We start from the raw sequence: 23,681 nt of genomic DNA on the forward strand, positions 1-23,681 counted from the left end.
GTTTTTTTTGGTACTGCGTTGAAGAGTTCGCGCTGCCGTTCTACTGTGCGTAATCCTTCGATAACACCGAAATCAACGCTCGATAGATCCAATGCCCGTCGCACTACTTTCACCAGGTCAGCGTTAACACCTTTTAGATTATTTTCACTGCGCTGGCTGAAACGAAAATTATTGATTTTCATTGCTGCCCCCTGTCTTGCTGCCAACAATGCGTTTAAGTACCGACCCAATATAGTCAGTACCCATGTAGCCGATAAATACGCTGAGTATTAATGTCCAGCCTGGCTCTACGCCAAACATTGTTAGTACGTCTTCAATAAACCAGGCAATGAGTGAGCACATTGCAGCATCAAGCATGACTTGCGTCCGCCCCCCGCCCGCGTACATACCGCGCAAAATTGCCATAATTGCGGCCAACCCAGCGCTAATGAGTTCGCCGCGATGCTCTCCGATCCACGTGATGATCAGACTCCAAATATCCGGTGACCTGTGCATTTTCATATCCACCCCCCATCCGGGGAATCCTTTCCCGGCATTGTCGGGGGTTATAAATAGAAAAGGCCACGCATAAGCGCAGCCCTGAATAAGTACCGGGATACCACTCACGCCCGGCGCGTGTTTCCAGCCGTCACCACAACCGCTAGGAAATACTGTCTGTTATGATATTATTTCGGTTAACCACAACTGCAAAATAAGATTAATCGCATGGATAGCATCGACCCACGCATAACTATTTTAGAATTTTTGAAAAATCTTCCTGAGACAATTAGAACTGAGGAATTGCTGTTTGTTCTTCTCTATGGCACCGGAAAAGCGTCACTTGAGGAAAGTGATAACTTCCTTCCCCTCGTTGAGCAATATCTAATGCAACTAGGATATACGGGTGTAGGTGCCGTCATATGCTCTATGGCAATAATTGATCGCCGCTTGTCTCAAGCCGCCGAAAAATTAGATCAGGCCGAAGTTAGTCTAAAATATCTCATTAGCCAAAAACCTGATTTTACTCAAGCTGGTCTTCTTGCTCTCCCGTTAAGGAAGAAACATTACGCTCTTGCCCTGGAGCGCTGGAAGAATTTGAAACAAGGTGTGCTAGCAGAGCATAATCTTCGGCGTTTTGAAGGTAATCCGCCAAACTGATCGCTGGGGATACTTTCAGAAAATCAATAATCATTGAAGATGGTAGCATTCTTCCTTCCCATTACTCAGTGATGCTCAAGCGAATGTGAAGCCGGTTACGGTTCCGGCGTCGATACCTACAATGTACCGACCGCATATCATTTAAATGCAAAAAGCCCCGGCGATTAACCGAGGCTTATTTATACTTGCGGCACCGACTTAAGACAGATACGGCACCTTACCTACTTATCATTGCTCATTTGTTCAAACATGTCAACACTTTCTAAGCAACTTTCTGAATTTTACCTACACGTTTACGACTGTTCATCGCAGATAGCAGCGGTTGGTAAATCATAAAGACACTAGCATCCAGTATTTCTTTAACTTCTCTGCGGCAGGTTGATAGCGATGGGCGCTTAAGTCGATTACCTCCACGTGTGGTTATCTTGCGGGGATTTGCACTCTTGTAGCTGTAGACTGATATTGCGTATTCAGTTGAATTGTTCACGTAGTAGCTCATCAATATCCCGAAGGCCTTTGCATCAATGTACATGACAGAATCTACGACATGAGAAATCAACATTCCGTCATCGTCATTACACATCGGCCTATCTGGATATTTCTGTGGTTCTACCGTCGCCATATACTGAGCTATAACGCTGCTCATGCGCTTCTCTAATCTTCCTGAATAAACCCATGCGCCCCACAGTTCAAGCCAGCCATTAACCCAATCATGCTGATCCTTGGTGAGTTTTAACTGAGTTACATTCACGCTGCCTCCTGAGTTTCTTTTAGCCGCTTCAATTCCAGCCGGTAGTAATCACGAATACCTTTTAACTCTTCAACGCTGTAGCTGCGGCGCTCGTGGTTATTCTCGATAGCCTCAACGGTCTTTATGCCAATGCGCTTAATCATCTCGACGCGGTATGGAACGATATTCCCGCTCTTGTGCTGGTTGCAGACTGAACATTGTTTGTGTATTTGTCGGGGGTCGAATCTGAATTGAGGTGCTGCTGCGGTTGTTCTGTAGTGCCCGGCGTCCCACTGTGCTGCTGAATGGGTGCCACATGATACGCAGGGTAGGTTTGAATCTCGTGCTCTTACAAATGCGTTAACGGCTTGCTGTGCTTGCTTAATCCAATACTTTTTTGGCTGTGCGTTTATCTTCCTGACTTTTAACTTTTTTCTTTCCTCCTTTTCTTTCTCCTGCCTTCGCTTTAATTCGCTAGCCTGGTCTCGACTTCGCTTATCTTTCATGATGAGGACTGCATACTCAATTCTATGTTCCTCGTTGCACCACCACTGATATACGGTCTCTGGCTTGAACCTCGTTTTGCATACTTTGCAGTTACGATTTTTTGGTAACTTGTTCATCTTCGTCTCCCTCTTATCCCTGCATAAATTACAGAGCAGATGAACGCGCAAATTATTAGCCAGTCAGATTCACTCATGCTGCCACCTTTCCCTTGTCACCGAACCGGTTAGCCCACTCCACATCTCGCTTGGCGTCGTCGCTAAACTTCACGTTATGCTCAGTACCAAACCAGTAAGCGGCTTCGATAATCTCTACCATCTCGCTCTTTCTCATCTGGCTTGTGCGATGACCAAAGCGAACATAGCCACCTGTAATGCCCGGTGCCTGTCTGCGTTCCTGCTTCTTGGTTTCTGCTACAAGGTCAGTGATTAAGTCCTTCCAGTCCTCCTTGCTGTACTTCACGCCATGCCAGAATACTTGTTCGGCAATGTCAGTAAGCAAGGGCCACATTTTGTTGTTTTGCAAAATGCTTCGCTTGGGTTCTTGGATGATGACTTCTTTGGGGGATTTGAAATCGAGCGGTGTATTTCTGATGGCTGCTATTGCGTTTTGTTTGATGCTTTCGTTTAGAAGTAAATACTTCTGTTTATCCATCATATCCCCCTAATAAGCTCTTGATATTTAGCCTTTGATTCCTTCAGCCATAATTCGGTATGTAAGTTATTTAGTTTTTGCATGGTTTTGAATCTTGGACGCTTTTGAAGTGGTCTCTCAATTACAACTCCATTAATTCTCCAAACTTTACCGTAGGCATACCATTTGTTGTTGGCCCAAATATCTATCTCTTTTCCTTCGAACTTAAAGCTGACGATTCCACTTCGGCACTCAACCAATTCACCAGAGTCAAGAATCCTATTTAACATTTCGTCCCACTGAGGACAGAAATCATTGTGGTAACTGCCGAATATTGTGTTTCCGATATGGGATAGTATTTCGGTATTCATAGCGGCTTCTCCGGCGCGGCGGGTAGTGGCATCCAGTGGGTTGCTGGCAATTCTCGCCCAGAAGCAATTGATGTGAAATATCTGTAAGTTTTCCCAGAACGCTCCATTTGCCCAACATTTGTACAGCCTTGGTAAGCGGTGATAACAACATCGCCAACTTCAGGCATCCGGTCGCTACATCTAATCCAACCCCACGGTATCTCCAGAGAGTTCAACCGTGGGGTTGTGTAGAAATCATGAAAGCCATCAGGAAGCGACCTGCATCCTTGAATGATGTTAAGCAGCTCAGGTATCGGCCAGCCACCTCTAAATCCAACATTAATAACTGGCTCAGCTCTCTTTGCAGCTAACGCGATCCGGGCTAGTGCTGCTACATCACCACATTGCGCATGGTCTGATTCGATGAAATTATTTAGCTGCTCTACAGTAAAACTATCTAATGCTTTCATGAAGTTAGATCCCGTTTAATCTTCATCAATTGTCGTGTAGAAACGAACTGGGAGCGTCCGCAAAAAGGGCACTCAGTAATCCATTCCCCGCCGGAATAAACATCCGGTTTCACTCTATCGCCCACCGCATGCGTTTTTAAGCAGTGAAAGCATCCTACAATTGTTGTTTTTTTCATGTCATTCACCCTCTCCCTTGATTCGAATGCCGCTTGATACAAGTAGGTGCCTGATGGCATCCAAGTCTGGATAAAACACATCCTCTTCAACCTGAATGTATCCAAGGTGGTCAAGGTCTACCTCGATGCTGTCACGGCTGGCTTTCCAAGCTAGCCAAAATACCGTGTGATAATCATCAACATAGTTTTCGCCGCATCGCTCTAAGCGACCAGTAATGGATATGGATGGAAGTCTATTTGCCCACTTCTCAAACTCTTCCCGAGATTTAGTTATGTCCATCATGCAGCCCTCGACCGGTAGCTATCCCACGTAAACGCCAGCGTACAACCGCCGCCATCATTCATCCGATCAATCACTCGCTCACCAATGAAAGCGCTTAGTTCGTCTTTCGGCAGGTTGCTTATCAGGATGGTTGGTTTCATGTCTTCATAGCGGTTGTTGATAATTTCAAAGAGGATCATCTTTTCAGCATCACTACCAAACTGGACGCCGATCTCATCGATAATCAACAGGTCTGGATAGGTGTACTCTTCGATAACAGCAGCCTCAGTTTTTTCGGCTGTCTTACTCCATGTTGATTTGAAGTTTCGGGCAATGCGGAGCGCTGACGTGAACCGTGCGCATGACTGGTGATCTGCAATCACCTGCTTTGCAATGGCAAATGCCAGATGATTCTTGCCAGTGCCGGGTTTACCACACATCACCAAGCCACCACCTTGCTTAAGACGTTCAGGCCATTTAGATACATAGGCTTTGCAGAGTTTCAGGCAACGCACTGCCTCTGAGTTATCAGCCTGATAGTTATCTAGCGTCACTGATTTAAATCGGTCAGGGATACCAAGCAGTTCCATCAGGCGAACAGTTTCAAACTCTCTGCGCCGCTCTGACTCTTTCAGCAGGAGATTTTTAAGCTTTGCAATTTCATCTTTCGTGCAGCCGGGGCATGACGTATGGCTCATCACTCGGTTAAACATATCGGCCTTTCTGGTTCGCATTTCAAACTCGCCATGCAAGTAGCAATTCTTCGTCTCAGTAAAAACCGTTGTATTTGGCATAACTCTTGGTGGGGAGTTGAGCGCACTCAATTCCTTCTCCAGACTTGCGATCTGTTCTTGATAATCAGGCATGGTTAATCCTCCGCCCAACCAGGGTATTCGGTTGAGCCGTAATTTTTAGCTGAGAAGTTATCTGACGTTGCACGGCTGGATACGGCTTGAGGCTTAGCGGAGAAAGACGGCTTGCCACTAAACTTGACCGAATTTCTAAGCCAAGTATTCAGAGCGGCATCCCAATTTTTAAACTTTGAACCTTTCGATTCGTGGTAATCCGAGAAAGCCTCAAATTCGTTTTGCAGGTTAACCCCTAGCCTGGCAGCCAAAGATTCATGCTTTTCAGTTGGGGAAAATCCGACGGGTTTCTGAGTGGCTCGTTTGTCTTTTTCAGCGGCCGGTTTAACTTCTGCCGGTAATATCTTTTTAATGTCTTTATTGTCTTTTGTATTATTGTCTTTTGTGTTTAACAGATTCTGTAAAGTCGGATTTACTGATTCAGTAAAGGTTTTCTTTACAGATTCTGTAAACTTTACAGTTTCAGTAAAGGGTTTACAGATTCCGTTAAACTTGGTCTGCCAAGAGGATATCTCCTTGTTGATCCCCACCTGTCTGCCGGTTACCGTCAGGATGTTCATTTTGACGAGCTTATTGCGTTCCGTGCTGCACCGCGTTTCAGGTAGGCCAGTTAATTCTGACAACTGGGCATTCCCCACCCAGTCAGCCGATTTGTTATAGCCGTATGTCTTGCGAATGACCGCCAGAGTGATCAGGAGTTGATTCTGAGTTAACCCAGAGCCTATGACCGCCTCAAGTAGTTCGTTAGCGATACGGGTATAACCGTTTTCGGTATCCACCACACGTCGCTCCTGCCCCCCTGATTCAGAGGGAAATTGAAGTATCTCCGCTGTATTCATTTGGCCTCCATGCGCTCAAAATCAATTACCCATACCCATGGGTTAGCCTGCCAGCTTTCAGCGCCGTAGATAGATGCCCACAAAGTAGGGAAGTGATTCTCTGGCCTCACAGCCAAATCAATTTCACCATTCCCTTTTCCGTACAGGCACCCTTCAGCCGCTGCATCCTGCTCACTGATATCCTGCAACCGCTCAACACGAACGCCAGTGATGAGCAGGTTGATGCGGCTAGCAGTGCGCGGCATGTGGATTGATGGCTTTGGTTTAGTCCAATCACCCCACTTAGGATTGCCGCCTGCCCAGTACCAGTAATCCGGCACAAAGTCAGGTACGGCACCATCAAAAAAACCAAAGCTAACTAAATCTGAAAAACATTCGCGAACCCATAGCTGATCGCCGACCGCCCCAAGCGGGCATGGATACCAGATATCACCACCACGCTCACAATCCTCCCGCCACGGCCAAAGTAAGCCGTCGTCATTTTCGGCAATTTCCATGCAATCAGACTTCATGATTCTTCTGGTCTGCGTTTTGCGACCACTGAGAATGGCGTTGACCATCTCGGCATTGAACAAAATTGGTTTCTCGTTCATAATTACTCCTGTGAATTGATCCAGTTAATTTGCATTGATGCCCTGACAGTTATCGCTGTTGGGGCATTTTCATTTGGGATATTCATGATTAGATGCGCATTGGCATGATGACTACGGTGGCTTTATCGAAGGCGCTATGAAGCTCTACGATGGAAGCATCGGTGTTACCATTTGGTTTAATTTTTATGCCGCAGAATTTAGGGCTATAGAGTTTTGCTGCTTTCTCAATATCAGCTAGATATCCAGCGTTGAATCCTATCTCATCAGTAGGTTTGCTTTTGAAGTTGGAAATGATCCTCTGAATGTCAGGGAATCGACCATCTACCACTTCGCAAATACCGGCACCTACACGCGTTCCATGCTCGTTAAGGTAAGCCACAAGGCCGCTATCAGTATCAATCTCAGCCTTTTCAAACTTAGTCACCTTCGGGCCTTTGATTGCCACAATGATGGTTTCAGTAAGTTCTTTACTTTCATGCTCGCCAATAAATGCCCGGTGCCCATCAGTGGCGTATAACTTCCCATCAGGCGCAAAGCAGATCCCGTTCAAGTAGTAGCGAATATCTTTATGGGCCTGAAAAATCATGGAACTTAGAAGTGCGGCTTTACTCAGAGTTAAAATCATTTTTAACCTCAAAAATTTATTGTGATTTGTTCGGAATCCCTGCCCTTCTGTTGGGATTTTTGTTTTACGAGCAACAACGCCACTGACTTCGCCAGCCTTGCCATCTCGTCATCGACTACTCCCCATTCCAAAACAGCTAGAAGCATTGATATCTTCGGAATGAAGTTTTCTTTCCAGCGGGATATCTGTGACTTATCAACGCCAACAGCGTCAGCAATGTCAGTGACGCCCCGTAATGCAATCTTGTTCAGTAGTTGGCCCTCAATGATTCGAGCCTTGTTGCGTGTGGTTGCACGTTCCATGCGTAATACTTCCCTTGTGGTTTAGATGTTGTTATTCCTCCCCGAGGATCTGGGGACTTAGTTTTAATGGGCGCTTTTCAGCGCAGAGGAGTTAATGAGCGGGTGGTGCTTAAGCTGCGTCGCTTACGGCTTTCATGTATCGCTGCGGGTAGAGAATCTGCATTTCGGTAATCATTCCTTCGTAGAACCTAGAAAGTTTTTCGGCCATTTCAAGAGAGGTAATTTGAGTACCCCTTTCGATTCGGCTTAGGTTCCCGACATCGCACTGAACAGCAAGTGCCACCTCAGCGATCGTCAGTTTTTTCTCTACACGCATTTTCCTTAGTGGTGTTTGCATATTTTACCCCTTTAAATGCGCTATACGCATATTATGCGATAAGTAAAGTTTGCGCAAGGCGCTTTGCGAGGGACGCAAAAAAGAGATTTAATAAAGTTATGAAAATAGGACCGCGTATACGTGAACTTCGCAAAGCTGCGAAAATGACAATCCTTGAGTTAGCCACCGCGATTGGTAGCGATGTGGGGAATATCTCACGCCTTGAGACAGGGAAGCAGGGGTTTACTGAATCAACAATCACCAAAATTGCTGACGCTCTAGGAGTTGAAGTGGCTGATTTGTTTACCGATAAGGACGTAGAAAAAGGCGAAACAAAGCGTCATTCAAAATGGAAAGATTCATACATTATTGAATGCTTAGATATTTCTGTAAGCGCTGGCCCCGGTTCCATCAATAACCAAGAGTTCGTTGAGGTAATAAGATCAATCGAATACACGCCAGAGGAAGCTAGACGCCTTTTCGGCAATCGGCCAGCATCCGTTGTGAAGATGATCAATGTTCGCGGAGATAGCATGTCGGGGACTATAGAGCCTGGAGATCTTATTTTTGTCGATGTAAGCGTTAATAACTTCGATGGTGATGGCATATACGCATTTCTTTATGACGACACTGCTCACGTTAAGAGACTACAAAAAATGAAATCTCAGTTATTTGTTCTGTCAGATAGCGACAGGTACAGAACTTGGGACCCGATAGAGCGTGAAGAAATGAACCGTGTATTAATCTATGGGAAGGTAATTGGGAGCGTTCCGCAAACATACCGTCGTCACGGCTAACCCACTGCTAGCCCATAGAGGGGTGGGGATGATTAAGGTCGCTTAGGCGGCCTTTTTTATTGCCTTCTCACATTGCAAGCATGTAAAAAAACAAATGCTTGCTTGTATGAATATACAGTGGATATAATGCAAGCACATTTCACAACAAGGGTGCTTACAAATGGAAGAAGAAAATAAACCATCATCAGGTAAATCGAAAGGTGGTTTGGCTAGGGCTAAATCCTTGACGCCGGAACAAAGAAAAGAACAGGCAAAAAATGGCGCGCTAGCCAGATGGGGCTTTAAAGCTACTCATATGGGTAACTTTCAAGATCAATTTGGTATAGATGCTGAGTGTTACGTTCTGAATGATGAATTTAAAACCCCGGTGGTGACAAAGACGGGATTAGCTCAACTCCTCCAAATAGGCACTCTTGCACGCGACATTGACCGGTTAATGTCCGCTCCTTTTATGAGCGACATGCGCGATCCTGAATTAGAGGATAAATTAGAAAAACCTCTTAAATTTCAACTTGAGGCGCGATCCAATAACTCAACTATTGCCCATGGTTTTGATATTGGTGTTGTTATAGATATTGCCAAGTTACTGGTAAAAGCAAGGGACAAAGGAGTGCTCCCGGCAAGCAGGGCATCAGCAGCTGATGCAGCTCAAAGACTGATGAATGCATCCGCTAAATCTGGTATTCGCGGTGTTGCATATGCAGTATCAGGCTATGAGCCTGCCGCACAGGCAGTTATCGAAGCATTTAAAATGTACGTTAGGGAAGAGGCGAGAGCATGGGAGAAGGAATTTCCGGATGAGCTGTACTATGAGTGGTATCGATTATATGAATTAAAGAAGCCTGAAAAAGGCGGACATCCGGGCAATTTCAGGTGGTTCACGGAAAGACATATATATGAAACCTTAGCCAGAAGCGAAGGGAAGATATTAGATATTGCTAAGGAAAATAGAGAAGAAAACGGAAAGCGAGGTGACAAAATTCACATGTTCCTTTCCGATGTGGGAGTGAAAGCGCTTCGAAGACACATAGGTAAGATCATTGGTATGGCTTCCATGTGTGAAACCAAAGATCAGTATGAGAAGGCCCTAGACCGAGTATTTAAATAACCCAGCCAACCCGGCCCCGCTGCCGGGTTTTTTGTGCCTGTAATCTGACAATCTCACCACCCACCCAAAACACTACTCACATCACACTTTTCACGCCTGATAGATGGGTGCGAAGGGTCACATCTGCATATCCGTAAAAATAAATATGCTTATATTTCAAATTAATAGCAAATATGCGAGTTATATTTATTAATATGCGTTTGACGCATTTGCGCAATGCGCATATATTGAATCCATCGAAACGGCAGGACGCAAAAAGTACGACAGGAAGTGTTCTTTAAGATAACGGCGCTGAAAAGCACGAAACAACCAAAGCGAATGAGTTTTGGGATGAGAAACGGATTAGCGAAGGCTCCCTGATACGAGTGCATAGCAATCGTCGGAATGCAGGGTCTCATCACCAAAGCTCATTAACTGGAGGTAACACCATGGCTCATCAAGGTTATGACAACGCAAGACAGCGCCGTAACGATAAGCGCTTGGCTCTCACGGCAGCATACAACGCACAACACGGCATCGTAGAACCAGAGTCGCGTGAGATTAAGCGCCCCACTCTGCGATTGAACCGTAAGCCAGTAAATCGCGTAGATTTGGCGGTCATGGTTCACACAACGAAGGTTTACGACTCTATTAACAATTGTTGTTTGCCTGGCGTTGCAATATTCAGCGCTGGTTACCGTAAGTCCGAATCATTAACAGCGAGGTAGATCGGAGGGTTACATGATGGCTACTTACCTAGATAGCAACATTATTTGTGTAAAAGATGGTGGAGATGGGTTTGCGGTTGGCAACATTTACGAGCTTCTGGAAGTCAATGGTCTGTATGTGGCTGAAAACGATGAAGGCCAGCAGTTAGAAGCCTTTAGAGGAAAAGCAAATATTTCTGCTGGCAACTCAGGATTTGAGTACTGGTGCGAACAATAATAGTTAAGGGGTAAGAGAATGGCACTTTCTTTCACTGTTCTGGCTGGTAAGCCAGATAACGACGACGGCGCACATTACGAGAACATTAAGTTCTGCGACAGCGCTGACAGCATGGAAGCTGCACAGAAGATTATTCAGGACAACAAGCTTTATACCTATCCGATATGTCGGATTGAGGTTACAGGATTCAAGGCTGCATAACGCGGCCTTTTTTATTGGCGGGTAAATGAGGACTGAATGATGGTGGAAAAGTTAAAGCGGGATGGAAATGTGGCAGTTTTATACTCGCCGGGTTTTGGTGCTGGCTGGTCAACATGGAATCGCAATAATGAAGCGTTAATATTTTCTGTTGAATTGGCGAAAGCGGTGCTTTGCGAGATTGATAAAACTCCAATTCAGGTGGCTAACGAACTTTTCCCTGACGCTTATGAAGGCGGAGTTAAACAGTTAAAAGTTGAATGGGTACCTGAAGGTTCAATGTTTGAAATTGAAGATTACGACGGATCAGAAAGTATTAACTATAAAGACCGTGATGGCTGGGTAATCGCTTAGCAATAAGACCACTAGATGAGGTGATGTATGGAACGTGATATTCAAGAATCAATTAAAGCAGTAAAAGGGTATGAGCAACTGAAGAAAGACGGGCACCAGTTCACTCAAGATGAGATATACGACTGGACTGCTCACCAACGCATTATCGACGACGAATAACCCCACCCCCCCCACCCAGAGCAAATAACTGACAACTGTCGGTGTTTTGCTGTGGGCTAAACACAAGGAAATGAGCATGGCAGACGAAAACACCGGCTTGGTGGTAATCGACATTAAGCCTGAATCCTACCCCACGCTGTACGTCACGAACGGCCTTGATAGTTACCTCGACCAGATTAGACAGGAAGTTAATGAAGTCCCTGACCTGTCAACAGCGAAAGGTCGAGCGCGGATTGCATCACTGGCAGCCTCCGTATCCAGCAGTAAGGCAGCGATTGAAAAGCCTGGCCGTGATTACCTGAAAAAGCTGAAAGAAGCTGTTAAGCCTGCTGAGGCAGAAATTAAGCGGTTTGTTGATGCCTGTAATGCATTGCGTGACGAAACACGCAGGCCACTAACTGAATGGGAAACTGAACAGGAACGGCTTAAGCAGGAAGCTGAAGCCAAGAAGAAAGCTGAAGAGTTAGCGGCAGAAATTGAAGTGGCTCACGAAATGGCCCTGCTGATGAATGACGCTTTCGACCGTGACGCCAAAGAGAAAGCTGACGAAGTTGAGCGCCTGCGTAAGGCCCACGAAGAATTCATTACTCAACAGGCAGCAGAGAAAGCTAAACGCGAGGCTGAAGAGAAAGCTAAGCGTGACATTGAAGCCGCAGAACAGCGTGAACGAGATGCAAAACTGGCTCAGGAACGAGCTGAACAGACCGCCAAGGATGCCGCCGCTAAAGCTGAACGTGATGCTAAAGAATTGGCTAAGCGCGCTGAACGCGAGAAGCAGGAAGCTATCGCAGCCGAGCAACGTAAAGCGCAGGAAGCAGCAGATCGCATTAAGCGTGAAGCGCAGCAGAAAGAAGATGCCCGGCTAGCTGAAGAGAAACGAATTGCTGATGAAGCAGCGGCGCGAGCGGCTAACGTCGAACACAAGCGCGCTATCAATCAACAGGCCGTGGCTGATTTAGTCGCTACCGGTATCCCTGAAGAATGTGCCGTGCAATGCGTTAAAGCCATTGCTAAAGGCCAAGTCTCGGCAATCGCAATTACCTACTAATTAATCTGGAGTATCCCATGCAACAGCTAATTTGTGCAGGGTGGCCTTGCGTGGGCTGCTCTGAATCACTACTCGACCGCATATTTCGCAACGTAAAAAACGGCGCTAAGCGGATTATCGAGATATTAAATCAACGAGGTGAGCATTAATGGATATCGTAAAAACACTCCAACTACTCGCGGTTGATGCTCGCCGCGTCGGTAACAATGACCTGTTTCAAGTAGCCAATTGCTTATTTTATCGGGGGTTGAAATGAGCCTCGCAGCAACAGAATCGGAAAGCATCTTGAAGCGCAAGGAGCATATTCAGGATGCTTTGTATTACCGAAGAAAGAAGCAAAAAAAGGTAAAGCAAGCATGTCTAAATCTGGCGCGGCTTGAGTGGATTAATAAGCGCTACTTCTTGGGTGAACAACCATTTTAAGGGCCGATATGAGCAAAGAATTTTACGCAAAATTGGCAGGTATTCAGCAAGTTCTGAATGCGCCAAAGAATCAGTACAACTCGTTCGGTAAATATAACTATCGAAGCTGTGAGGATATTTTAGAAGGAGTCAAGCCTTTGCTAAAAGGGTTATTTCTGTCAATTAGCGATGAAGTTGTGATGATTGGTGCGCGCCACTACGTCAGGGCCACAGCGCGTATTACTGACGGAGAGTCAATGCACGAAGCGACAGCGTTAGCTAGAGAGGAAGAGTCAAAGAAAGGCATGGATGCAGCGCAAGTTACCGGATCGACGAGCTCATATGCCAGAAAATACTGCTTAAATGGATTACTCGCTATTGATGATGCAAAAGATGCTGATACTAATGAGCACAAACAGCAATCTGAGCAAGAACCGACTCCGCCACAGAAAACAAAAAATACCCCGCACTTGAGAACCGCCGATCAAATACTTGCTGATTTCACATCACAAGCGAGTAACTGCCAGTATCTTGATGAACTGATGGGGATTTACAAGCCAGCATGGAATGCATTGGCAAATTCAGCAGATCATCAATCTAAGTGCGTAGAAGTATTCAGGCACAGAAGCACAGAACTAAAACCACAAAAGGCGGCGTGAATGGCTAGCAGAGGCGTAAACAAAGTAATCCTGGTCGGGAATTTGGGCCAAGACCCAGAAGTTAAATATATGCCGAACGGCGGCGCGGTAGTCAGCATCACGATCGCGACATCGGAAAGCTGGCGTGATAAAGCGACTGGCGAGAAAAAAGAAAAGGCTGAGTGGCACAGGGTTGTGCTATTCGGGAAGTTGGCAGAAGTAGCTGGTGAGTACCTACGGAAAGGTTCTCAGGTCTACATCGAGGGAGCACTGCAAACACGGAAGTGGCAAGACCAATCAGGACAGGATCGCTACACAACGGAAGTGGTAGTTAATGTCGGCGGTACGATGCAAATGCTTGGCGGTAAGCAAGCCGATTCACAGGGAACCCAGAACCAAGGACGGCAACAATCAGGCCCGCAACAGAATCAGCAGCAATGGGGCCAGCAACACGCACAGGGGAAGCAGCAGGCGGCGCAACAAAATAACGAGCCACCAATGGATTTTGACGACGATATTCCGTTCTGAATGACATAAATTTAATATTGTTAAGTAAATTTTGATCTGGTTTATTTAACTGATTGGTTTTACTAGTGATAAATGAAAAATAAAACCCTTTTAATGTGTAAGCATTCGAAGGGTTTTATTGTTTTATAAGTCCCTGTAATTTTACAAAATCGTATAATTCAAAAAATTGTAAACTTAGAAGTCTTTGGCTATTCTTGTTTTGTCAATGAGGGTGGTGCAATGAAAATAGAGCTAGTCACACACAAGACGGGTGAGCAGATACCAATAATGCTGGATGCTTCTGGTATCCTCGGGAGGTAATCTCTCAGGGGCTCCTCCATAACCACAGGAGATAGGCATGGCCAACTGGGTATTCTAAGTTCTGGTCGGCATTTTGTTGATTAGGTGCTATCGCTGAAAAGTGTCAAGATGCTATCTTTACGCTTAGCGGCTAACACCCCCATAGTTCTTACCCAAATCGTTAACAATATTTGGTTTTAACTTGATAAATTTGGCTTTCGTTACGATAAAAGTAAATGTTTTTAATGGGTTGAGTGGATTTTTGCATGCTTTATGTGAACTGCCGTTCTAGCAAAAAGAAATAACCCTCACAAAATTCAAGCAGATCGCCATAAATTGCGAGAATTTCTGCTATCTAAAACACAGGAAATCACATGAATATTTTTATCGACATTGAAACCATTCCAGCGCAAGACCCAACAGTTAAACAAGCCATTGCTGATGGCATTACTGCGCCAGGGCAGTACAAAAAAGCTGAAAGCATTAAGGAGTGGCTTGATGTAAATCGCGAGTCAGCCGCCGAAGAAGAATGGAGAAAAACAAGTTTTGATGGTGGTTTTGGGCATGTTTGCTGTATTTCAGTTGCTGTGAATGATGGGGAAGTAAAAACATTTGTTAGTCCTGACTGGCCTAATGCAGAAAAGCATATCCTCGCAGACTTCTTCCAATTCTTGCATGAAAACTATGACCCATCACGCCAGACTCCGCCGGTATTTATAGGCCATAACGTTGCTGATTTTGACCTTAGATTCCTGTTTCAGCGAGCTGTTGTTTTAGGGGTTAGACCGCCACACTTCCTGCCTGTTGGTGCTAAGTCTTGGGATAAATCATTATTCGATACGATGACGGAGTGGGCCGGATACAAAGGCAGAGTAAAACTGGATAAATTATGTCGCGTCCTTGGGCTGGACTTGAAAGGCTCAGAAATTGGCGAAGATATTGATGGTAGTAAGGTTTGGGATTTTGTCCGTGACGGAAAGATTGATTTGGTGGCGAAATATTGCGCTGGTGATGTTGAGCGCGTTCGTCACATTTTTAACCGCATGAACTTCACTGACGCCGCTTAATCACAAAGCCTCAAGGATGAGGTCTAACCCCCCCCCACCCCATTACCGGCAGCAAATCTGCTGAGGAATAGTTATGTCTGAAAATACTGATTATGACAAAGCATGTCGAGAGATAGCTCGCATTGCGGCGGCCATTGGAATTGTCGATTACAGCGGTGACACAAGCGAGATATTCGACGCAATTATTATCAATGATGAGAAGCATCAGGCGCTTAACGAGATAAAGGCGCAGGGTGTTGATGAGTTCGTGACCAAGATTGCACGCGATTTACGGATGGCAGGTGGTGGTGATGGATATCATGAAGAGCCTTATCATGAATTCGCTGATCACATTGAATGCAAAGGTGGTGATTTCGCCGCCAACCTGAGGGGTGAGCATAATGTCAGATAAGGAATACTGCTATCGCTATGTAGATAGTAATGACTCGAAAGGCCGACCAATCGTAATGCTGTGGCAAATGGTAATTCTACGGGAGACAGAAAAGACATTTTGGTACTGCCCTGACTACCCGAACATGAGTCTTGAGCAAATTATTAAATATCAAGGTAGACCGGGGAACCGTCAAGTTAAACGCAGTCTTAAAAATGCTGCCCGTTCCCGCTATCACTACACAAAAGAAGAAGCATTAAAGGCTTTTATTTACCGCAAACAATATCAACTGGAAAGAATGTTGCTAACAAGTGAAACCGTTCAACTTTGTCTGAAAGGGATAAGAGAAGCGGGTTTTGTCAAAACAAGTAAGGACGGTGGATTTAATCACTTTAGCAACATTCTATTGACCCCGAATGGGGAGTTTCTCGCGTCTGAAGAAGCTGGGCCTGTCGCCTCAACATATAGCTGGGGAGAGTATTAATGAATAATATCGACGAATTGAAGCAGGCCGCACTAGAGGGTGTTTCTGATGACATGCTGCTTGGTGGATGGACAGCAAAAAAATTAAGTGATTACGCTAAATTTCTTGAAGAACAAAATACTGACTTAGCGACTCAACTTGAAGCAGCACAGAAGCACAATGCAGAACTTGAGCGCGACGGCATTCTCCCTGGAGTAATGCAGTGCGCAAAGTGTAGCTTTACGCTTGATCGAGTTTCACTGAATTTCGGAAATGGCACAGTGACGGCGGGAGGAAACGAAATAGAACCCTGTCCAAATGGCTGTGGTCCTCTACACCCCGACACATGGAAGCGGAGCCGTGAAGAACTATGCGCCCGTTTTAATGCAGCAGAAGCTGAGTTATCAGCGGCAAACGAGAAGCTAAGGAAGCCGGTTGAATTCCCTGATTGTGATATTTATTCGGTTTCGCATATAGCCCATTGGTATTCAAAAAAGCAATGTGAAGCATGGGTATCTGGCGTTGAGTTTAGTAAAAAACAAATCAAAGCAGCCGGTTTCACGGTAGAGGGGGAGTGATGGGTAAAAGGCTGAATACTGAAAGACTCCGCGAAATTATTGATGAGAGCGAAGATCATCAAGCTTATTTTTTACTGTGTGAAAAATGCCCTACCGCCGCTCGTCGCTTCTATCGACTAACCAAGGCGCTAACTAAGCTGCGTGAGGATGTGCGTAAGGAGTTTCCTGATGCCGAATATTACACAGGTTCGGGAGGTTTCAATCTCTTGCTCGGTGAGTCACATACCAGAGAAGAGGCAAACCAGAAGCTTAACGCGCTCAGCGCGGTTGGGCTTCATGTTGGCGATGGCGATTGGTAGAGGGGAATGCAGATGCTGAGTAAAACAGGATTTGAGTGGAAAAATGCGATTGTTTCAGTAGAAGAGCAAGCAGAAATTCTTGGACTGAGTATTGAGCGTGTTAATGAGTTGGGCTTAGAGCTTGAAAAGCCTGTTGCTGAGCGTTGTGGTAATAGCGCGGAGGGGAATGCAGATGCTGAATAAAAATAACGATTGGAATATTGATACGTCTGCAGGAGTACCGATCTTAGTTTACAAAAATTGCAGCGTAATAGAATCAGAACAAGCCGAATATATTTTACAGTTAATTAACAATGAAGTTGAAATGGCCGTGGAACTTCTATCACTGCGTGAGCAATACAAATCACAGAGCAATGAACTTACTGCAATGACAGCAGCAGCTCAAGCGTTGCGTGATGAAATGTATAAATGTGATGCTAAATTAGATGCGCTGAAATCGCTGCCACGGCACATCTTCTCAGTGCTCGTCAATGAATTGCGGGACGTTCCGGCGGTTGGTTGTAAGCGTGAATTGATTGTCGGTGTACTAAATCGCCACGGTGTTAGTGCTGAGATGTGCGAACCACCAGCAACAGAATGATTTTAGTCACGGCCCGTGTGCGGCGGGCCTTTAAATAAATAGTGTGGAGGTTCGTATGATTAGTCTAGATTGCATCCCCATCAGTGCGTATTGCATTACTACGGGGGAGACGGTTGAAGCCATCAATAAGCGTGTTCAGCGCGGAGTGTGGCGCGAAGGCAGGCAGGTTTTAAAAGTTGATGGTGTTAAAGAGCGTTGGATTGATCTTGCGGAGGTTTCAAAGTGGGCGAGAGGGGATCGGCAAAGCTCCCAAGGGGCATAACTGTTCGTAGCCATAGAGCTGGACAGACAATCAACATCACATTCACACATAAAGGGGTTAAATGCCGTGAACCCCTTTCTAACATTGAAGTGACACCCAAAAATATCAAATATGCTGAACGGCTTTTGGGTGAAATTCACAACAGAATAGAACGAGGCACCTTTAATTATGCTGATCAATTTCCCCGGTCGGTACGATTAAAGGTGTTTGGTAATAATCAAAGTTCAAAACATATTAAAAAGTATCTGAATGAATACATTATAATTTGTGAAAACCGCAAATTATCACCAAGCACAATCGCCGGTTATAAGAAGTGTATGAGCGCCCTATCCAGTCTGCATGAAGTTAATGTCTCAGACCTTACGCCTGCAATGATTAAAAACTGGATACAAGGCCAAAAGGTAGCGCTGAAAACTATCCGCAATAGATTATCGTTTTTAGGCTCAGCAATAGATGAAGCAGTGACTGATGGTTTACTACCGGCTAATCCGGTCTCTCTTGTCTCAGCCTCCCGCTACCAGGGCGAAAATGTCAGATTAGAAAGTGAATATGTGGTTGATCCGCTTTCACCTGATGAAGCGAAAGCAATCCTATCCACAGCGATGAATGCTCAATGGGAAAACCTTTTTAGATTTGCTTTACACACTGGAATGAGAAGTTCCGAATTATGCGCGATAAGGTGGCAAGACCTCGATCTCATCGGGAATACAGCTCATGTAATAACAGCAAGTGTAGAGGGGGTGATCAAGGGGACTAAAACTAAAGCAGGACGCAGAAAAATAGAATTAGACTCCGAAGCATTACTGGCCATCAAGAATCAGAAGCCCTTCACCTTTATGCTCAATGAGTTTGTTTTTCATGATCCGAAAACGAATGAGGCTTGGGCCGGTGCTGATGCGATCAGAAAAAAAGCGTGGGTGCCAACTTTGAAAAAGGCTGGCGTCCGGTACCGGAATCCATATCAGACCAGACATACGTTTGCCGCGATGCATATTAGCCAGGGCGCAAACCTCTTCTGGCTAGCAGGACAGATGGGCCACAAAGGGCCAGAGATGTTATTCCGACATTACGGTTCGTTCCTGAAGGAATACAGTGGAATGACAGAGGAAGTACACCAAAAGAGCCGCACAGGATACGCGTCAGAAAAATAATAAAAATAGGCATTATTAAACAATAAGTTGTAAAATTTCGGACGCGGGTTCAAATCCCCCCAGCTCCACCAAATTCTTGGTTGATGGTTACCAGAGCCATCCAACGAAGTCCTAGAAGCCCGCATGGCGCAAGCCCTGCGGGCTTTTTTGTACCTTCAATTTGTCCCGCGAAGTCTGAACTAACCTGATTAAATCCGAACCTTTTAGGCACCTTGATAGGTACCTCATAAAGCATTATTGTTTTTGAGGTGCCTAAAACTATGGAAACCTTACGATGGCAAGACAAACGGTTGTGTCGCGTTAACGGCAGCAAGTCAGCAGAAGTTGCGCTACCGGTTATTTAGGGGGGCTGTTACATTAAGGTACTGGAAGATAACATGCTGTTTTCTTTGTAATGTTGTCTATTCATTTATCTGATCCGAAATGCCTTTAAACGCCTGCATTATCCCGTCGATATCATCGCGCAATGTGTTCGCTGGTATTCGGCTTATGCCCTGAGTTTGGCAAGCTCGAAGATATTATGGCAGAGCGTGGAGTTATTATTGACCACTCCACGCTGCACCGTTGGGTCATCCGTCTGGTGCCGTTGCTGGATAAAGCATTTCGCCAGCATAAACGTTCTGTGGGGCATCGATGGCGAATGGACGAAACCTACATCAAAATCAAAAATATCTGTACCGCGCGGTGGATACTGCAGGCCAGACCATCGACGTCCTGCTGACCGCCAAACTGGATGCTGCAGCGGCGTTGCGCTTCTTTCGCAAGGCCATTCGACACCACGGCGAACCTGCGGTAAAGTGGTACCAACACGGCAGCGCTGACTACACTCAACGCCGACAAACCCGATGAAGAAATCATCACCATCAGGCAGAACAACTATCTGAATAACCTGGTTGAGCAAGATCACCGGAATATCAAACGACGGACGCAACACAACCTTCATGGTACCCTAACCAGAATATCTCTCAGTATGAACGCCGCTATGAAATTAAATTTCCGCTTACAAAACGCACTGTCCCCTACACCAGCCCTGCCAATCATTCTGATCCATGGATTATTCGGCAATTTGGATAATCTAGGTGTATTAGCTCGCGATCTGCAGCAACACCATAATGTTATTCAGGTCGATTTACGTAACCATGGCTTATCTCCCCGTTCACCACAGGTGGATTATCCCGCAATGGCGCAGGATGTGTTGGAGTTAATGGATGAACTGGCAATAGCACAAGCTATTATTATCGGCCATTCCATGGGCGGAAAAGTGGCGATGGCAATGACCGCGTTTGCCCCAGATCGGGTTGAAAAACTGGTAGCGATCGATATTGCGCCAGTGAATTATCAGGTACGGCGTCATGACACTATTTTCGCTGCGCTTAATGCCGTGAGTGCCGCTGGTGTGACTCAGCGCAACGAAGCCGCTCAACTGATGCGCACGCTAATAAAAGAAGAAGGGGTTATTCAGTTCTTACTAAAATCATTTCAGGGCGGCGAATGGCGATTTAATGTCTCTGCCCTGTGGGATCAGTACGAGAATATTATTGGCTGGCAGCCCATCCCCTCTTGGCCACATCCTATCTTGTTTATCCGTGGTGAGTTATCTCCTTATATTCAAGACAGCTATCGAGATGATATTGCCCGTCAGTTCCCACAAGCCCGTGCGCATGTCGTCGCCGGAACCGGTCATTGGGTCCATGCGGAAAAACCAGATTCTGTGTTGCGGGCAATCCACCGTTTCCTTGATGCCAAATAACACAAGATTCCCGTCATGTTGATTAAAAATCATACCCTGGGGAAAAGAAATGTATTTCCTGTGGAAAAATTGTGCAAAAAAGAACGAATTAGCCCAATCTAATCACAGTAAGGCATTGTCGTTGCTCGGTTGGCTAGGGTATTATGGCGCGCTATAATTTTGCTGCGGTGTTCGGTTGCTGTTCTTGGACAGGCCCGATGGCAAATGCAAATTCAGGCTGTCGGTATATAGGTAATTCAATGTGTGCTATCAGCCTGAAACGTGTTAACCGAATCATCTGGAAAGGCTCCGTCACGCTTTCTGATGCAACTCCCTTGTAGTACTGCTACCTATGGCAAAAGAACAAACGGATCGCACGACGCTGGATCTGTTCGCAGATGAACGCCGTCCGGGGCGCCCGAAAACAAACCCATTATCCCGTGACGAACAGCTTAGAATTAATAAGCGAAATCAACTGCGGCGCGATAAAGTACGTGGCTTACGACGCGTGGAACTGAAGATTAATGCAGATGCCGTCGATGCTCTCAACAGCCTTGCAGAGCAGCGTAACATCAGCCGTAGTGAGCTAATTGAACAGATGTTACTTGCTCAGTTAGCGCATGATCAAGAGGGGTGTTAACCCTTTCGGTTACCACAACGGCGTGGTGTAAGTGATTACACTGCGCCGTTATTACTTTCTATGCTTTTATTACTTTCTATTATCTATTATTACGCTTTCCTGCTTGGTCCTAATGTTCCAGCCTGGGACTCATGTTTATCAATCCCGCACTTTTCCCTATTTGCACTGCTGCCTGAGTGTGGCCCTCCCTCCTTCGGTATCACAAATGGTGACTCTCGGTTACACCACGGTTATCGGCAATGGCAAGATAAGACCGAGTCACCCACAAAATATTTTATATCGCATAAACTTGATATCAGTCTGACGGAATTTTCTGGCATTATGTCGCCCTATTGAAATGTGTTATATTGTTGGGCAGCACGCTCAATAATTGACGTAAATATTTGAATTTAAAAGGTATTAAGTTATATGGCAACTGTAGGCATTTTCTTTGGCAGCGATACTGGCAATACCGAAAACATTGCCAAGATGATCCAAAAGCAACTGGGCAAAGAAGTTGCTGAGGTTCATGACATTGCCAAAAGCAGTAAAGAAGATTTAGAAGGCTTCGATATTCTGCTATTCGGTATTCCAACGTGGTATTACGGCGAAGCACAGTGTGACTGGGATGATTTCTTCCCAACACTGGAAGAGATCGATTTCAACGGCAAATTAGTTGCTTTGTTCGGTTGCGGCGATCAGGAAGACTACGCTGAGTATTTCTGTGATGCGATGGGGACGATACGCGATATCATTGAGCCACGCGGCGCTGCGATTGTCGGCCACTGGCCAACCGCGGGCTATCACTTTGAAGCCTCCAAAGGGTTGGCCGATGATGACCACTTTATTGGTCTGGCCATTGATGAAGACCGCCAACCTGAACTGACGAATGAACGTGTTGAGGCGTGGGTTAAACAAATCAGTGAAGAGATGAGCTTGTCAGAGATTGTCGGTTAATCTCCCCGCCACAGGAAACGCTCTGCGATAATATTCACAGCGGAGCGTTTCTGTTCTAGCCTCTGGCACCCCGCTTTGTTAAGCCGCCCACAGATCCGCATATTCGTCTGGGCAAAACGAAAATAAACCGCTACAAGTTTGTAACTTGACATCTGAGCATTGTACACTCAAGTGATGTGTTTCCCCCATCCATCAATACACTGCATGATTAATCTTACAAAGTGTGCAATGATATCTTTGTTAACAACCACCGTTTTCATTTGGGGCTAGCAGCTCTATAATAAGACGCAATTATGATTATTGCGCCACGGATGTCATAGGCTGAACAGCCTTAATTTGAATCGATTGTAACAGGACTGAATCCGCATGACTGACAACAACAAAGCCTTAAAAAACGCTGGTCTTAAAGTCACACTACCCCGGCTTAAAATTCTGGAAGTGTTGCAAAATCCTGCGTGTCACCACGTCAGCGCGGAAGATCTTTATAAAAAACTGATCGATATTGGTGAAGAGATTGGCTTAGCAACGGTTTACCGTGTTCTGAACCAATTTGATGATGCTGGTATTGTTACCCGCCACAATTTCGAAGGGGGGAAATCAGTTTTTGAGCTGACTCAACAACATCACCACGATCACCTGATTTGCCTGGATTGCGGCAAAGTGATCGAGTTTAGCAACGAATCCATTGAATCACTTCAACGTGAAATTGCTAAACAACACGGCATCAAGCTGACTAATCATAGCCTGTATTTATACGGCCACTGTGAAACCGGCAATTGCCGTGAAGATGAGTCTGCACACAGTAAAAGATAATATCGTTTTATCGCATTACTCTTATAAAGATTTTAAGCACTGCATAGGTTTACTGTTTATGTTTGATAAGGCCACGTAACCAGACCGTTACACATCAGGCTGTTGACATAAACACTCAATCAGATGGCCGCCTTTCCCGCTAGCCACCCGAGTTAAATTGGGTCGTGAGTCAGGTGGCTATTCTTCGTGGTTCCCCATCAGCACTCCCCAACTCGTAGAAAATCACTGTATTAGCCACCAGTCATTAACCTGCCAATCACTCAGAAAATAGCCACCAGCCAACTTTTGGTTAACGGTATCTTTTGAGCAAAAAAATCCCCGGACCTGCCGGGGAAATACCATCAACTCAACTTTAATATGCAAAAAAAGACAATAACCAGACACAGCACTAACAGTAGAAAATATTTTCATAACATAAAGTTATCAGCAGATGTGGCCCATCCACATGACATCTAATCAATCGACTACAGCTATAATTACGGCCACGACCACGACTATAATTACAACCGCAACCGTGGCTAAAACAGGCTACAGCGTCAGATATTATTAGCCAAA

At 45.5% G+C, this 23,681-nt stretch carries 40 protein-coding genes and 2 pseudogenes; 28 read left to right on the forward strand and 14 right to left on the reverse strand.

Annotation, left to right across the window (positions count from 1 at the left end; genetic code table 11):
• Both AC971_RS22010 and AC971_RS11250 read right to left on the reverse strand, forming a co-directional pair.
• Positions 1 to 182 (reverse strand): annotated as a pseudogene (locus AC971_RS22010) (M15 family metallopeptidase); the annotation flags it as partial.
• Positions 169 to 501: a phage holin, lambda family gene (locus AC971_RS11250; protein ID WP_025383386.1), complete on the reverse strand. Its 333-nt coding sequence runs from the start codon at positions 499 to 501 to the stop codon at positions 169 to 171. The gene AC971_RS11250 and the pseudogene AC971_RS22010, both read right to left, overlap by 14 nt.
• Positions 502 to 705: 204 nt before the next feature.
• Here AC971_RS11250 and AC971_RS11255 point away from each other — a divergent pair, with 204 nt between their 5' ends.
• Positions 706 to 1,137: a hypothetical protein gene (locus AC971_RS11255; protein WP_012303803.1), complete on the forward strand. Its 432-nt coding sequence runs from the start codon at positions 706 to 708 to the stop codon at positions 1,135 to 1,137.
• Positions 1,138 to 1,399: 262 nt separating this feature from the next.
• On the opposite strand, the gene AC971_RS11260 is transcribed toward AC971_RS11255, so the two are convergent.
• The 12 genes from AC971_RS11260 to AC971_RS11315 form a co-directional block, all read right to left on the reverse strand.
• Positions 1,400 to 1,888 carry an antiterminator Q family protein gene (locus AC971_RS11260; RefSeq protein ID WP_025383385.1) on the reverse strand — a complete coding sequence of 163 codons (489 nt, stop codon included), beginning with the start codon at positions 1,886 to 1,888 and terminating at the stop codon, positions 1,400 to 1,402.
• On the reverse strand, positions 1,885 to 2,490 hold the full coding sequence (locus tag AC971_RS11265) for a recombination protein NinG (protein WP_025383384.1): 606 nt from the start codon (positions 2,488 to 2,490) through the stop codon (positions 1,885 to 1,887). The genes AC971_RS11260 and AC971_RS11265 overlap by 4 nt, the downstream gene beginning before the upstream one ends.
• A gap of 73 nt (positions 2,491 to 2,563) precedes the next feature.
• The gene (locus AC971_RS11270) at positions 2,564 to 3,025 is read right to left on the reverse strand and encodes a recombination protein NinB (RefSeq protein WP_025383383.1); all 462 of its coding nucleotides are present in this window, start codon (positions 3,023 to 3,025) and stop codon (positions 2,564 to 2,566) included.
• Positions 3,025 to 3,375 carry a hypothetical protein gene (locus tag AC971_RS11275; RefSeq protein WP_025383382.1) on the reverse strand — a complete coding sequence of 117 codons (351 nt, stop codon included), beginning with the start codon at positions 3,373 to 3,375 and terminating at the stop codon, positions 3,025 to 3,027. The genes AC971_RS11270 and AC971_RS11275 overlap by 1 nt, the downstream gene beginning before the upstream one ends.
• On the reverse strand, positions 3,372 to 3,824 hold the full coding sequence (locus tag AC971_RS11280) for a DUF551 domain-containing protein (RefSeq protein ID WP_025383381.1): 453 nt from the start codon (positions 3,822 to 3,824) through the stop codon (positions 3,372 to 3,374). The genes AC971_RS11275 and AC971_RS11280 overlap by 4 nt, the downstream gene beginning before the upstream one ends.
• A gap of 177 nt (positions 3,825 to 4,001) precedes the next feature.
• A complete protein-coding gene (locus tag AC971_RS11285; RefSeq protein WP_025383380.1) occupies positions 4,002 to 4,280 on the reverse strand; it encodes a phiTE_015 family protein in 279 nt (92 codons plus the stop codon).
• Positions 4,280 to 5,128 carry an ATP-binding protein gene (locus tag AC971_RS11290; protein ID WP_081761335.1) on the reverse strand — a complete coding sequence of 283 codons (849 nt, stop codon included), beginning with the start codon at positions 5,126 to 5,128 and terminating at the stop codon, positions 4,280 to 4,282. Before AC971_RS11290 ends, AC971_RS11285 begins: the two co-directional genes overlap by 1 nt.
• Before the next feature lie 2 nt (positions 5,129 to 5,130).
• Positions 5,131 to 5,967 carry a replication protein gene (locus AC971_RS22015; protein ID WP_025383378.1) on the reverse strand — a complete coding sequence of 279 codons (837 nt, stop codon included), beginning with the start codon at positions 5,965 to 5,967 and terminating at the stop codon, positions 5,131 to 5,133.
• On the reverse strand, positions 5,964 to 6,560 hold the full coding sequence (locus AC971_RS11300) for an ASCH domain-containing protein (protein ID WP_025383377.1): 597 nt from the start codon (positions 6,558 to 6,560) through the stop codon (positions 5,964 to 5,966). The genes AC971_RS22015 and AC971_RS11300 overlap by 4 nt, the downstream gene beginning before the upstream one ends.
• 88 nt (positions 6,561 to 6,648) lie before the next feature.
• On the reverse strand, positions 6,649 to 7,185 hold the full coding sequence (locus AC971_RS11305; protein ID WP_025383376.1) for a beta clamp domain-containing protein: 537 nt from the start codon (positions 7,183 to 7,185) through the stop codon (positions 6,649 to 6,651).
• A gap of 8 nt (positions 7,186 to 7,193) precedes the next feature.
• Positions 7,194 to 7,487: a CII family transcriptional regulator gene (locus AC971_RS11310; protein WP_025383375.1), complete on the reverse strand. Its 294-nt coding sequence runs from the start codon at positions 7,485 to 7,487 to the stop codon at positions 7,194 to 7,196.
• 109 nt (positions 7,488 to 7,596) lie between these two features.
• Positions 7,597 to 7,824, reverse strand: coding sequence for a helix-turn-helix domain-containing protein (locus tag AC971_RS11315; RefSeq protein ID WP_025383374.1), 228 nt, complete (start codon positions 7,822 to 7,824; stop codon positions 7,597 to 7,599).
• A 98-nt stretch (positions 7,825 to 7,922) separates the two neighbouring features.
• Here AC971_RS11315 and AC971_RS11320 point away from each other — a divergent pair, with 98 nt between their 5' ends.
• The 27 genes and pseudogenes from AC971_RS11320 to fur all read left to right on the forward strand — a co-directional run bounded on the left by AC971_RS11320 (position 7,923) and on the right by fur (position 23,126).
• Positions 7,923 to 8,600, forward strand: coding sequence for an XRE family transcriptional regulator (locus AC971_RS11320; protein WP_025383373.1), 678 nt, complete (start codon positions 7,923 to 7,925; stop codon positions 8,598 to 8,600).
• A 160-nt stretch (positions 8,601 to 8,760) separates the two neighbouring features.
• Positions 8,761 to 9,708, forward strand: coding sequence for a P63C domain-containing protein (locus AC971_RS11325; RefSeq protein WP_025383372.1), 948 nt, complete (start codon positions 8,761 to 8,763; stop codon positions 9,706 to 9,708).
• Positions 9,709 to 10,136: 428 nt separating this feature from the next.
• Positions 10,137 to 10,415 carry a transcriptional antitermination N peptide gene (locus AC971_RS11330; protein WP_025383371.1) on the forward strand — a complete coding sequence of 93 codons (279 nt, stop codon included), beginning with the start codon at positions 10,137 to 10,139 and terminating at the stop codon, positions 10,413 to 10,415.
• Between the two features lie 16 nt (positions 10,416 to 10,431).
• A complete protein-coding gene (locus tag AC971_RS11335) occupies positions 10,432 to 10,632 on the forward strand; it encodes a hypothetical protein (RefSeq protein WP_038402193.1) in 201 nt (66 codons plus the stop codon).
• A gap of 18 nt (positions 10,633 to 10,650) precedes the next feature.
• Complete coding sequence (locus AC971_RS11340; protein ID WP_025383369.1) at positions 10,651 to 10,833, forward strand: hypothetical protein; 183 nt, start codon at positions 10,651 to 10,653, stop codon at positions 10,831 to 10,833.
• A 36-nt stretch (positions 10,834 to 10,869) separates the two neighbouring features.
• Entirely contained in the window at positions 10,870 to 11,184 is a 315-nt protein-coding gene (locus AC971_RS11345) for a hypothetical protein (RefSeq protein WP_025383368.1), read from the forward strand.
• Positions 11,185 to 11,211: 27 nt separating this feature from the next.
• Positions 11,212 to 11,343 (forward strand): hypothetical protein, encoded by a 132-nt coding sequence (locus AC971_RS25505; RefSeq protein WP_268869947.1) that lies wholly within the window; start codon positions 11,212 to 11,214, stop codon positions 11,341 to 11,343.
• Between the two features lie 76 nt (positions 11,344 to 11,419).
• Positions 11,420 to 12,391: a hypothetical protein gene (locus tag AC971_RS11350; RefSeq protein ID WP_025383367.1), complete on the forward strand. Its 972-nt coding sequence runs from the start codon at positions 11,420 to 11,422 to the stop codon at positions 12,389 to 12,391.
• A 17-nt stretch (positions 12,392 to 12,408) separates the two neighbouring features.
• Positions 12,409 to 12,540: a protease FtsH-inhibitory lysogeny factor CIII gene (locus tag AC971_RS24275; protein WP_144236081.1), complete on the forward strand. Its 132-nt coding sequence runs from the start codon at positions 12,409 to 12,411 to the stop codon at positions 12,538 to 12,540.
• Positions 12,541 to 12,643: 103 nt separating this feature from the next.
• On the forward strand, positions 12,644 to 12,814 hold the full coding sequence (locus AC971_RS24680) for a hypothetical protein (RefSeq protein WP_167330751.1): 171 nt from the start codon (positions 12,644 to 12,646) through the stop codon (positions 12,812 to 12,814).
• 8 nt (positions 12,815 to 12,822) lie between these two features.
• The gene (locus tag AC971_RS11355; RefSeq protein ID WP_025383366.1) at positions 12,823 to 13,452 is read left to right on the forward strand and encodes an ERF family protein; all 630 of its coding nucleotides are present in this window, start codon (positions 12,823 to 12,825) and stop codon (positions 13,450 to 13,452) included.
• Positions 13,453 to 13,959, forward strand: coding sequence for a single-stranded DNA-binding protein (locus AC971_RS11360; protein WP_025383365.1), 507 nt, complete (start codon positions 13,453 to 13,455; stop codon positions 13,957 to 13,959).
• A gap of 653 nt (positions 13,960 to 14,612) precedes the next feature.
• Positions 14,613 to 15,305 carry a 3'-5' exonuclease family protein gene (locus tag AC971_RS11365; RefSeq protein ID WP_025383364.1) on the forward strand — a complete coding sequence of 231 codons (693 nt, stop codon included), beginning with the start codon at positions 14,613 to 14,615 and terminating at the stop codon, positions 15,303 to 15,305.
• Positions 15,306 to 15,378: 73 nt separating this feature from the next.
• Positions 15,379 to 15,696 carry a hypothetical protein gene (locus tag AC971_RS11370; RefSeq protein ID WP_025383363.1) on the forward strand — a complete coding sequence of 106 codons (318 nt, stop codon included), beginning with the start codon at positions 15,379 to 15,381 and terminating at the stop codon, positions 15,694 to 15,696.
• Positions 15,686 to 16,159 carry a hypothetical protein gene (locus AC971_RS11375; protein ID WP_231573009.1) on the forward strand — a complete coding sequence of 158 codons (474 nt, stop codon included), beginning with the start codon at positions 15,686 to 15,688 and terminating at the stop codon, positions 16,157 to 16,159. The genes AC971_RS11370 and AC971_RS11375 overlap by 11 nt, the downstream gene beginning before the upstream one ends.
• Positions 16,159 to 16,716, forward strand: a complete 558-nt coding sequence (locus tag AC971_RS24685; RefSeq protein ID WP_025383361.1) for a hypothetical protein — start codon at positions 16,159 to 16,161, stop codon at positions 16,714 to 16,716. The genes AC971_RS11375 and AC971_RS24685 overlap by 1 nt, the downstream gene beginning before the upstream one ends.
• The gene (locus AC971_RS11385) at positions 16,716 to 17,015 is read left to right on the forward strand and encodes a hypothetical protein (RefSeq protein WP_231573010.1); all 300 of its coding nucleotides are present in this window, start codon (positions 16,716 to 16,718) and stop codon (positions 17,013 to 17,015) included. Before AC971_RS24685 ends, AC971_RS11385 begins: the two co-directional genes overlap by 1 nt.
• A 12-nt stretch (positions 17,016 to 17,027) precedes the next feature.
• Positions 17,028 to 17,198, forward strand: a complete 171-nt coding sequence (locus AC971_RS24280; RefSeq protein ID WP_155483252.1) for a hypothetical protein — start codon at positions 17,028 to 17,030, stop codon at positions 17,196 to 17,198.
• On the forward strand, positions 17,188 to 17,595 hold the full coding sequence (locus tag AC971_RS11390; RefSeq protein WP_025383008.1) for a hypothetical protein: 408 nt from the start codon (positions 17,188 to 17,190) through the stop codon (positions 17,593 to 17,595). The genes AC971_RS24280 and AC971_RS11390 overlap by 11 nt, the downstream gene beginning before the upstream one ends.
• A gap of 55 nt (positions 17,596 to 17,650) precedes the next feature.
• Positions 17,651 to 17,857 carry a hypothetical protein gene (locus AC971_RS11395; protein WP_025383007.1) on the forward strand — a complete coding sequence of 69 codons (207 nt, stop codon included), beginning with the start codon at positions 17,651 to 17,653 and terminating at the stop codon, positions 17,855 to 17,857.
• Complete coding sequence (locus AC971_RS11400) at positions 17,818 to 19,008, forward strand: site-specific integrase (RefSeq protein ID WP_025383006.1); 1,191 nt, start codon at positions 17,818 to 17,820, stop codon at positions 19,006 to 19,008. Before AC971_RS11395 ends, AC971_RS11400 begins: the two co-directional genes overlap by 40 nt.
• Positions 19,009 to 19,415: 407 nt before the next feature.
• Positions 19,416 to 19,933: pseudogene (locus tag AC971_RS24690) on the forward strand (IS6 family transposase); the annotation flags it as partial.
• 57 nt (positions 19,934 to 19,990) lie between these two features.
• Positions 19,991 to 20,758: an esterase gene (gene ybfF / locus AC971_RS11415; protein ID WP_025383004.1), complete on the forward strand. Its 768-nt coding sequence runs from the start codon at positions 19,991 to 19,993 to the stop codon at positions 20,756 to 20,758.
• A 331-nt stretch (positions 20,759 to 21,089) separates the two neighbouring features.
• A complete protein-coding gene (gene ybfE, locus AC971_RS11420) occupies positions 21,090 to 21,377 on the forward strand; it encodes a LexA regulated protein (protein WP_002212202.1) in 288 nt (95 codons plus the stop codon).
• A 141-nt stretch (positions 21,378 to 21,518) separates the two neighbouring features.
• Positions 21,519 to 21,713, forward strand: a complete 195-nt coding sequence (locus tag AC971_RS25155) for a hypothetical protein (RefSeq protein ID WP_071825552.1) — start codon at positions 21,519 to 21,521, stop codon at positions 21,711 to 21,713.
• 72 nt (positions 21,714 to 21,785) lie between these two features.
• Complete coding sequence (gene fldA, locus AC971_RS11425) at positions 21,786 to 22,313, forward strand: flavodoxin FldA (RefSeq protein WP_025383003.1); 528 nt, start codon at positions 21,786 to 21,788, stop codon at positions 22,311 to 22,313.
• A 366-nt stretch (positions 22,314 to 22,679) separates the two neighbouring features.
• Positions 22,680 to 23,126 carry a ferric iron uptake transcriptional regulator gene (gene fur / locus AC971_RS11430; protein WP_011191941.1) on the forward strand — a complete coding sequence of 149 codons (447 nt, stop codon included), beginning with the start codon at positions 22,680 to 22,682 and terminating at the stop codon, positions 23,124 to 23,126.
• Positions 23,127 to 23,681: the final 555 nt, after the last annotated feature.

The sequence above is a fragment of the Yersinia similis genome (assembly GCF_001053095.1).
In the GTDB taxonomy this organism is placed as follows: domain Bacteria; phylum Pseudomonadota; class Gammaproteobacteria; order Enterobacterales; family Enterobacteriaceae; genus Yersinia; species Yersinia similis.

Excerpts from the sequence above, each read along its gene's own strand:
- AC971_RS11250 (WP_025383386.1), bottom strand. The coding sequence starts at position 501 with ATGAAAATGCACAGGTCACCGGATATTTGGAGTCTGATCATCACGTGG.
- AC971_RS11255 (WP_012303803.1), top strand. The coding sequence starts at position 706 with ATGGATAGCATCGACCCACGCATAACTATTTTAGAATTTTTGAAAAAT.
- AC971_RS11265 (WP_025383384.1), bottom strand. The coding sequence starts at position 2,490 with ATGAACAAGTTACCAAAAAATCGTAACTGCAAAGTATGCAAAACGAGG.
- AC971_RS11270 (WP_025383383.1), bottom strand. The coding sequence starts at position 3,025 with ATGGATAAACAGAAGTATTTACTTCTAAACGAAAGCATCAAACAAAAC.
- AC971_RS11275 (WP_025383382.1), bottom strand. The coding sequence starts at position 3,375 with ATGAATACCGAAATACTATCCCATATCGGAAACACAATATTCGGCAGT.
- AC971_RS11280 (WP_025383381.1), bottom strand. The coding sequence starts at position 3,824 with ATGAAAGCATTAGATAGTTTTACTGTAGAGCAGCTAAATAATTTCATC.
- AC971_RS11285 (WP_025383380.1), bottom strand. The coding sequence starts at position 4,280 with ATGGACATAACTAAATCTCGGGAAGAGTTTGAGAAGTGGGCAAATAGA.
- AC971_RS11290 (WP_081761335.1), bottom strand. The coding sequence starts at position 5,128 with ATGCCTGATTATCAAGAACAGATCGCAAGTCTGGAGAAGGAATTGAGT.
- AC971_RS22015 (WP_025383378.1), bottom strand. The coding sequence starts at position 5,967 with ATGAATACAGCGGAGATACTTCAATTTCCCTCTGAATCAGGGGGGCAG.
- AC971_RS11300 (WP_025383377.1), bottom strand. The coding sequence starts at position 6,560 with ATGAACGAGAAACCAATTTTGTTCAATGCCGAGATGGTCAACGCCATT.
- AC971_RS11305 (WP_025383376.1), bottom strand. The coding sequence starts at position 7,185 with ATGATTTTAACTCTGAGTAAAGCCGCACTTCTAAGTTCCATGATTTTT.
- AC971_RS11310 (WP_025383375.1), bottom strand. The coding sequence starts at position 7,487 with ATGGAACGTGCAACCACACGCAACAAGGCTCGAATCATTGAGGGCCAA.
- AC971_RS11315 (WP_025383374.1), bottom strand. The coding sequence starts at position 7,824 with ATGCAAACACCACTAAGGAAAATGCGTGTAGAGAAAAAACTGACGATC.
- AC971_RS11320 (WP_025383373.1), top strand. The coding sequence starts at position 7,923 with ATGAAAATAGGACCGCGTATACGTGAACTTCGCAAAGCTGCGAAAATG.
- AC971_RS11325 (WP_025383372.1), top strand. The coding sequence starts at position 8,761 with ATGGAAGAAGAAAATAAACCATCATCAGGTAAATCGAAAGGTGGTTTG.
- AC971_RS11330 (WP_025383371.1), top strand. The coding sequence starts at position 10,137 with ATGGCTCATCAAGGTTATGACAACGCAAGACAGCGCCGTAACGATAAG.
- AC971_RS11335 (WP_038402193.1), top strand. The coding sequence starts at position 10,432 with ATGGCTACTTACCTAGATAGCAACATTATTTGTGTAAAAGATGGTGGA.
- AC971_RS11340 (WP_025383369.1), top strand. The coding sequence starts at position 10,651 with ATGGCACTTTCTTTCACTGTTCTGGCTGGTAAGCCAGATAACGACGAC.
- AC971_RS11345 (WP_025383368.1), top strand. The coding sequence starts at position 10,870 with ATGATGGTGGAAAAGTTAAAGCGGGATGGAAATGTGGCAGTTTTATAC.
- AC971_RS25505 (WP_268869947.1), top strand. The coding sequence starts at position 11,212 with ATGGAACGTGATATTCAAGAATCAATTAAAGCAGTAAAAGGGTATGAG.
- AC971_RS11350 (WP_025383367.1), top strand. The coding sequence starts at position 11,420 with ATGGCAGACGAAAACACCGGCTTGGTGGTAATCGACATTAAGCCTGAA.
- AC971_RS24275 (WP_144236081.1), top strand. The coding sequence starts at position 12,409 with ATGCAACAGCTAATTTGTGCAGGGTGGCCTTGCGTGGGCTGCTCTGAA.
- AC971_RS24680 (WP_167330751.1), top strand. The coding sequence starts at position 12,644 with ATGAGCCTCGCAGCAACAGAATCGGAAAGCATCTTGAAGCGCAAGGAG.
- AC971_RS11355 (WP_025383366.1), top strand. The coding sequence starts at position 12,823 with ATGAGCAAAGAATTTTACGCAAAATTGGCAGGTATTCAGCAAGTTCTG.
- AC971_RS11360 (WP_025383365.1), top strand. The coding sequence starts at position 13,453 with ATGGCTAGCAGAGGCGTAAACAAAGTAATCCTGGTCGGGAATTTGGGC.
- AC971_RS11365 (WP_025383364.1), top strand. The coding sequence starts at position 14,613 with ATGAATATTTTTATCGACATTGAAACCATTCCAGCGCAAGACCCAACA.
- AC971_RS11370 (WP_025383363.1), top strand. The coding sequence starts at position 15,379 with ATGTCTGAAAATACTGATTATGACAAAGCATGTCGAGAGATAGCTCGC.
- AC971_RS11375 (WP_231573009.1), top strand. The coding sequence starts at position 15,686 with ATGTCAGATAAGGAATACTGCTATCGCTATGTAGATAGTAATGACTCG.
- AC971_RS24685 (WP_025383361.1), top strand. The coding sequence starts at position 16,159 with ATGAATAATATCGACGAATTGAAGCAGGCCGCACTAGAGGGTGTTTCT.
- AC971_RS11385 (WP_231573010.1), top strand. The coding sequence starts at position 16,716 with ATGGGTAAAAGGCTGAATACTGAAAGACTCCGCGAAATTATTGATGAG.
- AC971_RS24280 (WP_155483252.1), top strand. The coding sequence starts at position 17,028 with ATGCTGAGTAAAACAGGATTTGAGTGGAAAAATGCGATTGTTTCAGTA.
- AC971_RS11390 (WP_025383008.1), top strand. The coding sequence starts at position 17,188 with ATGCTGAATAAAAATAACGATTGGAATATTGATACGTCTGCAGGAGTA.
- AC971_RS11395 (WP_025383007.1), top strand. The coding sequence starts at position 17,651 with ATGATTAGTCTAGATTGCATCCCCATCAGTGCGTATTGCATTACTACG.
- ybfF (WP_025383004.1), top strand. The coding sequence starts at position 19,991 with ATGAAATTAAATTTCCGCTTACAAAACGCACTGTCCCCTACACCAGCC.
- ybfE (WP_002212202.1), top strand. The coding sequence starts at position 21,090 with ATGGCAAAAGAACAAACGGATCGCACGACGCTGGATCTGTTCGCAGAT.
- fldA (WP_025383003.1), top strand. The coding sequence starts at position 21,786 with ATGGCAACTGTAGGCATTTTCTTTGGCAGCGATACTGGCAATACCGAA.
- fur (WP_011191941.1), top strand. The coding sequence starts at position 22,680 with ATGACTGACAACAACAAAGCCTTAAAAAACGCTGGTCTTAAAGTCACA.